Genomic DNA, 7729 nt, shown 5'->3' with positions numbered 1-7729 from the left:
CAGATGAATTTGAGAACCTTACGATAATTCATATCCCACCTTATTCTCCCGAACTAAACCCTATAGAACAGGTATGGAGTTGGCTCCGTCAAAATGAAGTAGCAAACAGGTGCTTCGAAAACTATGACGATATCGTAGAGACGTTATGTAGAGCGTGGAATCGGTTTTGTGAAGATAAAAGCAGAGTGATCTCGCTCTGCTTTAGAGATTGGTTAAACTTGATAAGTTAATTAACGGAATTGGTATAACGAGACTCACATTTGAAAATTGTTCAGCAATATCATCGGTATGCCAACCTGCACCATCCATGATCACAACCGCATGACGACCTTTTTCTGTTGCCTCTGATATTTGAGCAAGGTGGTCAATCATGGTGTCCTTGTTTACCCAAGGGACAACCATGGCTTCTCCAATGCCTTTTGATGGACAGACTGAGCCAAACAAATACGCATACTCAAATTGCTGCTGTTTGACAGCACGAGGTCTGGTGCCTCTTTCTGCCCAGAGGCGAGTTGTCGTATTTTGCTGCCCGAATCGAGCCTCATCTTGAAACCGGACATCCACCGATTCCAACCCTATATGCCCCGGGATCTTAAGGATCGTTTCTATTTTGAATTTTTTTAAATCGTCTTGAACTTGCTGAGATTGAGAAGGGTGTTTAGAGCGTGAAGTTATCCAAGAAAATCCCATGTGATTAAGCAAGTAATAGATAGAGTCAGGGTGATAATGTGTAGTGTAGTGGTCTAATGATCCTGGACACCAAATTAGGTGGTAAAGTCTCCACCATAAATGAGGTGTTCAATGACAAAACGACAACGACGTACATTTTCTACTGAGTTCAAAATAGATGCTGCAAGTTTGGTTCTCGACCAAGGGTACTCCATACCTGAAGCCGCTAACTCTATGGACGTAGGTGAAACAGCTTTACGGCGCTGGGTCGACCAACTTAAAGTTGAGCGAGGTGGGATTACTCCAACGACCAAAACTCTCACGCCTGAGCAAAAGAAAATCCAAGAGTTAGAAGCACGGATTAACCGGTTAGAACGAGAAAACTCCATATTAAAAAAGGCCACCGCTCTCTTAATGTCGGACGAACTCGAACGTTCTCGTTAATAGACAAGTTGAGGGAGCATGAATCGGTCAAAATGCTTTGCGAGCTGTTCAACGTAGCTTCGTCTTGTTACTACGAGTTTAAGCAACGCAAGCCGGATGCCAATCGCATTCGTCTAGCTAGCCAAATTAAAGAACTCTTCAACATGAGTCGAGGATCTGCTGGTAGTCGTACTCTTGTCTCGATGCTGAGCGCAGAAGGCCTAAAAGCCGGACGATTTAAGGTTCGCCAGATAATGCGTGAAGCTGATTCAATGAGTAAACAGCCAGGTTCACATCGATATAGACATGCAAAAGTCGAGAGGCTAGACATTCCAAATCTACTGAAGCGTGAGTTTTCTGTGAGTACTCCGAATCGTGTTTGGTGTGGCGATATTACTTATATTTGGTCAGGTTCGAAGTGGTCCTATTTAGCGGTAGTGCTTGATCTATTTAGCCGACGCGTTGTGGGGGGGTCTTTATCCGATAAGCCCGATACCGAATTAGTATCTAAAGCTTTGGACATGTCCTGGGAGCAAGGAGGATGTCCGAAGAACGTGATGTTCCATTCAGATCAAGGTTGCCAATTTAGCAGCCGTAAATATCGCCAAAGACTTTGGCGATATCGTATAACTCAAAGCATGAGCCGTCGTGGTAATTGTTGGGACAACGCTCCTATGGAGCGGTTATTTAGAAGCTTGAAAACCGAGTGGATACCAGCAACAGGTTACCTGACACAAGCTCAAGCTAAGAAAGACATCAGCCATTACCTGATGAGTTACTATAATCGGCAACGGCCTCATCAAGCAAATGATGGGCTGTCGCCAGTAAATGCCGAAAATCGGCTTAAGTCAGTGTCCGGAATTTGTTGACCACTACATAGTCGAAAGTGTGGAGTCATGGGGTTTGTCCCTTGGTAAATCAAGTTGTGCTGGATCATCTACAGTATCCCTAACTATTTAGCGCTATATAAGATCTATTGATAGAGGGAATGCCCAGTTTCGTTTGGGGTGTGCCATCATGACTTCAGTTAGGTTATGATTATTACTCTTTAATATTGGCAATGTGCTTGTCTACGGACTCGACTACCCTTTAGATTGGGATTTTCTAATGGAGATAAGAGTTTGCTGTGCGTCAGAAACCTCTTTAGAGCGCGGTAGAGCTTTTCGGTATTAATTAACGACTCCTAGCATGCATTAACCCTAAAGTCATTTGAAGCGTATTTGAGCACCTTGTTTAATGGGCTTAGGAAAGGCTAACAATTCTAGATATAGTATTTAAGTGACTATCAAGGTGTTGGTCGGCAGTTAATGATTAGAATAACTGAGGATTGAAATTACAATATTCGATTAATCAACTAGATAGAACATCTCCCGTATCTTGGTTTAAAGGAAGAGTCGACACTATCTTCGCGACGTTTTCGGGTTTTCTTTTACTGAAGTGTATTTATTTACTCGATATCAGTTATTAATTTGTCATCATAGGTTACAGCGATAAACAACTTTGTCCGTTAGTGATTTGGTTTACTGTTTACTAGTTTAAGTTGTGTGTTGGTAAATAATACTAGTATAAGGTTACGCAAAGTTATCTTTGTTAGTTGGTAGCCCAAATTCCCTAAGATCATGAATTGATAGTTTCGGTAACTAGACATATTCCTAAAGCCTTGAAGGTAACTCGATGAAATTAAGTTTTAACTTTGAAGATGCTAGCCAGATCTTTGTTGGATCTTTTGCTTTGGCCGTGCCGATTTCTTTTTCTGAAGAGGCCTGGAAACTAGGGGAAACCTTACCCACCGCTAACTTATTATTGCTATTCCTATTGTCAGCGGTGTTCCTTGGCTTTTATACCTATGAGAGTGTATTTCAGAAAGATATTGTTGCTCGCCTGCCAGTGTTTATTTTTCGAATCGTTATTGCTTATGTGATGACGGCATTAGTTGTTGCTTTGGTGCTGACTTGTTTGGACAAGCTACCTTTGTTAAGCGATCCAATTGTGTCGATTAAAAGGGTGATTGTGATCTCCATGCCAGCGTCTATGGGAGCGATTGTAGTGGATAGTTTTGATAAAGAGTGACTCTACATCATTTTAGTTTGAACAGCCAACAGAGCTTAATTATATGGTCCGCCTCACTCTCAAGCCCTTAAGCTTAGAGTAGGCTCTCAGAATGAGGTGAACCATATGTCTTCTATTCATATTTTAGGTATCGACCTAGGTAAACATTGCTTCCATGCTATCGCACATAACCGTTGTGGAGTGGAAGTGCTTCGTCGTAAATTTAATCGCAACCAACTCTTAATCTTTCTTAGTAAAATAGAACCAACAACTATTGCTTTCGAAGCCTGTGGCGGTGCTCATTGGCTTGCTCGAAAGTGTAGTGAGTTTGGGCATCAACCCCGACTTATTCCTCCTCAGTATGTTAAGCCTTATGTCAAAGGCAATAAAAACGATTTCATCGATGCTTCAGCGATCGCAGAGGCTGCGGGTCGACCGACCATGAGGTTTGTAGCTGTAAAAAGTGAAGAGGCTCAAGTCATCGCTGCGATTCATCGAGTCAGAGATAGTTATATCAAGGAGAGAACTGCCACTATGTCGCGGATCGGCGCGATCTTACTTGAGTTCGGCCTTAGCTTTCCCAAAGGGCATGCAAAGATGAAGTCTTTGTTTCAATGGTTAGCAGAACAAACCGTCTCATTACCAAAAAGCTTGCTATGTGAATTGATATCTATCCACGAACATTACAAGTACCTTAATGAACAAATCAAAACTCAAGATATCAAGCTTCAAACTATTGTTAATAACAACGAAAATGCTCAATTATTAAAAACTATCCCTGGAATTGGCGATCTTACCTCCACATTGTGTATTGCCGATGTAAGCTCTCCGAGTAACTTTACCAATGGCCGTGAGATGGCGGCTTGGTTGGGGCTTGTGCCAAGGCAATTCTCAACGGGAGGAAAGACCAAGCTACTTGGTATGAGTAAACGAGGGAATAAACACCTCAGAACTCTGTTTGTCCATGGGGCAAGAGCTGTACTCTCTAGACTAAAGACGACAGGGAAAGTGTTCGGAGAGTGGCTTGTGAATCTACGAGCCACCAAACCATTTAATGTAGTGGTAGTCGCATTAGCCAACAAGCTAGTGAGGATAGCTTGGGCGGTGTTATACCACCGCCAAGCTTTTCAGGCTGTTTAGCTATAACCAAGTTTGCAACGCCAATGAACGTGATGACAAAAACGGTCAATCGGCCAGATTAAGAACCTGACACAAAAAATAGCAATCAATGCTTTAGGCTTTTTAAGGATAATCTGGCGCGGATATCATCGTGGAGCTGGGAAGCTAGTGCTCCCAACAAGGACTCCGAATACATTAGCGCAAACCAACTCCGTTATTACTTAATTGTAGTTGCAATAACGGGGCGGACCATACATTTAGAGTCTATTTGATTCGTTCTAAAGCTTGTTCATTCTCATAGTGTCCCTCAACAATAACGCAGCTAACAGGTTCGTTATGACTGGCTCTTTGTACCAAATAGATACTCTGTTGTTGCGGGAGTTAAAACGGAATTAAAGAGTAAAGCGTGATGAGCTTTGAAGGGTGTTTAAAACTGTTGGTTTCTGAATTGAATTAGGTATTAGAAAGAGAAGGGGGAGTCATTGAAAAGTTAGGAACATCCAGATGCAAAAAAGCCGCATCAGTGATGCGGCTTTCTTTAATTGGCTCCCCTTGCAAGACTTGAACTTGCGACATACGGATTAACAGTCCGCCGTTCTACCAACTGAACTAAAGGGGAATTGATTGTTTAGTCTCTAATCAAGAGAATGGTGCCGACTACCGGAATCGAACTGGTGACCTACTGATTACAAGTCAGTTGCTCTACCTACTGAGCTAAGTCGGCATCATGAATCAAAAAGCTTATGCTTGATGATTAACTTGGCTCCCCTTGCAAGACTTGAACTTGCGACATACGGATTAACAGTCCGCCGTTCTACCAACTGAACTAAAGGGGAATTATTCTTAAAGCTTTAAAGAAATGGTGCCGACTACCGGAATCGAACTGGTGACCTACTGATTACAAGTCAGTTGCTCTACCTACTGAGCTAAGTCGGCACATAATATTTCTTTGTGCTTTACTGTTGTTGTCTAAGACACCAACAAATAAATTGTGGTGCCCGGAGGCGGAATCGAACCACCGACACGAGGATTTTCAATCCTCTGCTCTACCGACTGAGCTATCCGGGCGACGAGGTGTATTAAACGTGTTTTCGCGTTCTGGGTCAACATTAAATTGCAAAAAAAGTATTGTTTGATGTTTTTCTATACTTAGTGGGTTGTTTTTGTTCATTTGGCACGAAAAACCTAGGTCTAGCATGCCTTAAAAGATAGTAAAACTTAGATTAACTACACTGAATGGGTGCCGAAATAAAAAAAGCACGTATGAAAACGTGCTTTTGTACTTAAGAATTTTATCGAGAGTTTAGTGTTTTACTTCAAATCTATTAACCCAAGCTTCTAATTCGTTAGAAAGAGAGGCGAGGGTTTGGGTACTGTTGTGACTTTCTGTCACGACATTACTCAGTTGGTTGCCACTTTCTTCGATCATGTTGATGCGCTTTGAAATGTCATCGCTTACCTGAGTCTGCTCAGCAGCTGCTGTCGCGATTTGATGACTCATCGAGGAAATAGACTCCAGAGCGATAACAATCTGTTGTAGCGCTTCAGAGGCATTTTGAGACTCGGTTACGGTGCTCTCACTGGTTGCAGCACACACTTCCATGGTCTGAATAGCGTTACGAGAGCCTTCTTGAAGGTTATTAATCATCAACTGGATTTCTTTGGTACTAGATTGCGTTCGACCTGCAAGGTTACGAACTTCGTCAGCTACCACTGCAAACCCACGACCTTGTTCGCCAGCTCGTGCGGCCTCAATAGCGGCATTCAGTGCCAATAGGTTAGTCTGTTCTGCAATGTCACCGATAACGTCGAGTACTTTCACAATGTTGTTTACATCGTTGTCTAGGTTAGCGACAGCTTCACTTGCTGTACCTAGTTGGCCTGCTAGCCCTTGAATGTTGTCGACTGTGTTGTGAATAAGACGTTGGGTATGCTGGCTTTGTTTGTCTGCTTCATCAGTATTACGCGCTGTATCGCCCGCTGAATCAGCAACATTGTTAGCTGAAGAAGCCATTTCGGTCATTGCTGTCGCGATCATCTCAGTTGATTGTTGCTGAGTTTCGGTTAGTTGAGCGATAGAACCTGCACGATCTTCCACGCGCTGTAATTCGCCTCTTAATGCCAACATAGAAGCATTTAGGTTTGAGACTAGTTCAGCTAACGACTTACTCATTTGCTGAACAGCGTGGTAGATACTGCCGTTGATCGCTTGAGTTTCGAAAGAGGTTTGAATACGACCTTCTGCGACAGCTTGTACTGCTTCTCTTACATCTTTAGGCTCGCCACCAAGAAGTGCTAGCATGCGTTTAATGGATACGATTAAGCTCGATAGAATAAGGCCTGCAATCACGACACAAAGGAATAGCTGCCATTGAGCGGTAGACCAGAAACGAGCGTTAACTTCGTTGAAGCCGATACCTGTGCCGACAACCCAACCCCAGTGTGGTGTTTTTTCTGCAATAGACAGCTTTTCTTCAATGGTTCCGTCTGGCAGCTTTTGCGTCCAGGTGTATTCAACGATCTGTCCAGTACGATTGCCAAGTACTCTTTGTATAAGCTGGCCCACGCTATTTCCGTCACCGTCTTTAAAGTCATTGAAGCTGGTTCCATGCAGCTGTGGATCTAGCGGTGTCGCGACAAACGTCATGTTTTCATCTGCAACGTAGACGTATTCATTGTCTTTATAGATGTTGTTACGCAGTAGGCGAGTAGCAAGTCGTTTCGCTTGTTGCTCTTCTAGAGTTCCATCAATAGCCATTTTCTCGACTTCAGTAAGAATGCTGTATGCACTCTTAAATAGCTCTGTAACGCGAGCTTTGTTGTCCATGTTGCTAGCGACTCTCAAGGTCCATAAACCAGTAGCAGTCAGCGCTAGCAAGGCGATCAAGATGATGCCCGATAATAAGTAAGCTTGCGTTTTTAATTTCATATTTCCCCGCGCAGCGATTCAATAATAAGTATTAGGTATATTTCATCGAATCTTAATCTAAGTCGTGTAGGGCAGATATCAGAAAGATATCAAAACATGATGAAGATTAAATTTACGAAGAAAAAAAAGTAACAGAACGTGAGCTTGTTTATTTTTGTGTGACTATGAACGAGTTTTAAAAGTGTTAGTTTGGTGAATTGACGGAGTTTGGGGCGCGAGTTCGTGGGAAGTTAATTAAGAAGAAGCCATTGTCGTGAGTGTGAAGAGGGGGCTTTATAGGGATTATTAAGGTTATACCAATTCCGTTAATTTTGTGATCTAATATGGACTCTTAAAAGGAGTCCTTATGAAGCATGATTTTCCGAGTCTGATTAATTCCACATCCAATGCTCGGCTTAGAATGCGTTATTTATCCGTTTCTCATTTTGTTGACGGTAAAAGTCGCACTCAAATAGCTAAGTACCTTAAAGTTAGCAGAGTAAGCGTCAATAAATGGGTCAAAGCATATCTCGACAATGGTCTTGAAGGACTTCAAGAGAA

At 42.6% G+C, this 7729-nt stretch carries 6 protein-coding genes, 5 tRNA genes and 1 pseudogene; 5 read left to right on the top strand and 7 right to left on the bottom strand.

The features are described from left to right. On the top strand, positions 1-230 hold a 230-nt coding region (locus L1D22_RS21830; RefSeq protein ID WP_239831221.1), incomplete at its 5' end, for a transposase. Between the two features lie 10 nt (positions 231-240). On the opposite strand, the pseudogene L1D22_RS21825 reads toward L1D22_RS21830, so the two are convergent. Further along, a pseudogene (locus L1D22_RS21825) lies at positions 241-765 on the bottom strand (IS630 family transposase); the annotation flags it as partial. 36 nt (positions 766-801) lie between these two features. On the opposite strand from L1D22_RS21825, the gene L1D22_RS21820 reads away from it, so the two are divergent. The 3 genes from L1D22_RS21820 to L1D22_RS21810 all read left to right on the top strand — a co-directional run bounded on the left by L1D22_RS21820 (position 802) and on the right by L1D22_RS21810 (position 4281). Continuing rightward, positions 802-1961 (top strand): IS3 family transposase gene (locus tag L1D22_RS21820; protein WP_239831220.1). Its coding sequence is split into 2 segments (ribosomal slippage): positions 802-1060 and positions 1060-1961, totalling 1161 coding nucleotides; the frame shifts between segments, so codons are not numbered across the junction. Positions 1962-2766: 805 nt separating this feature from the next. After that, positions 2767-3162 (top strand): DUF2391 family protein, encoded by a 396-nt coding sequence (locus L1D22_RS21815; RefSeq protein WP_017079303.1) that lies wholly within the window; start codon positions 2767-2769, stop codon positions 3160-3162. A 105-nt stretch (positions 3163-3267) separates the two neighbouring features. Further along, complete coding sequence (locus L1D22_RS21810; protein WP_239831219.1) at positions 3268-4281, top strand: IS110 family transposase; 1014 nt, start codon at positions 3268-3270, stop codon at positions 4279-4281. 522 nt (positions 4282-4803) lie between these two features. On the opposite strand, the gene L1D22_RS21805 is transcribed toward L1D22_RS21810, so the two are convergent. The 6 genes from L1D22_RS21805 to L1D22_RS21780 form a co-directional block, all read right to left on the bottom strand. After that, positions 4804-4879, bottom strand: a tRNA-Asn gene (locus L1D22_RS21805). Positions 4880-4908: 29 nt separating this feature from the next. Then, positions 4909-4984 (bottom strand) — tRNA-Thr (locus L1D22_RS21800). Between the two features lie 36 nt (positions 4985-5020). Next, positions 5021-5096 (bottom strand) — tRNA-Asn (locus L1D22_RS21795). A gap of 24 nt (positions 5097-5120) precedes the next feature. Then, positions 5121-5196 (bottom strand) — tRNA-Thr (locus L1D22_RS21790). Between the two features lie 56 nt (positions 5197-5252). Continuing rightward, positions 5253-5328 (bottom strand) — tRNA-Phe (locus tag L1D22_RS21785). A gap of 235 nt (positions 5329-5563) precedes the next feature. Continuing rightward, positions 5564-7189: a methyl-accepting chemotaxis protein gene (locus tag L1D22_RS21780; RefSeq protein WP_239831218.1), complete on the bottom strand. Its 1626-nt coding sequence runs from the start codon at positions 7187-7189 to the stop codon at positions 5564-5566. A 346-nt stretch (positions 7190-7535) separates the two neighbouring features. On the opposite strand from L1D22_RS21780, the gene L1D22_RS21775 reads away from it, so the two are divergent. Continuing rightward, on the top strand, positions 7536-7729 hold a 194-nt coding region (locus L1D22_RS21775), incomplete at its 3' end, for a helix-turn-helix domain-containing protein (protein ID WP_239830001.1).

Source organism: Vibrio sp. Isolate34, assembly GCF_022397915.1.
Lineage (GTDB): Bacteria > Pseudomonadota > Gammaproteobacteria > Enterobacterales > Vibrionaceae > Vibrio.
This window is presented reverse-complemented; position numbering and strand designations above follow the sequence as displayed.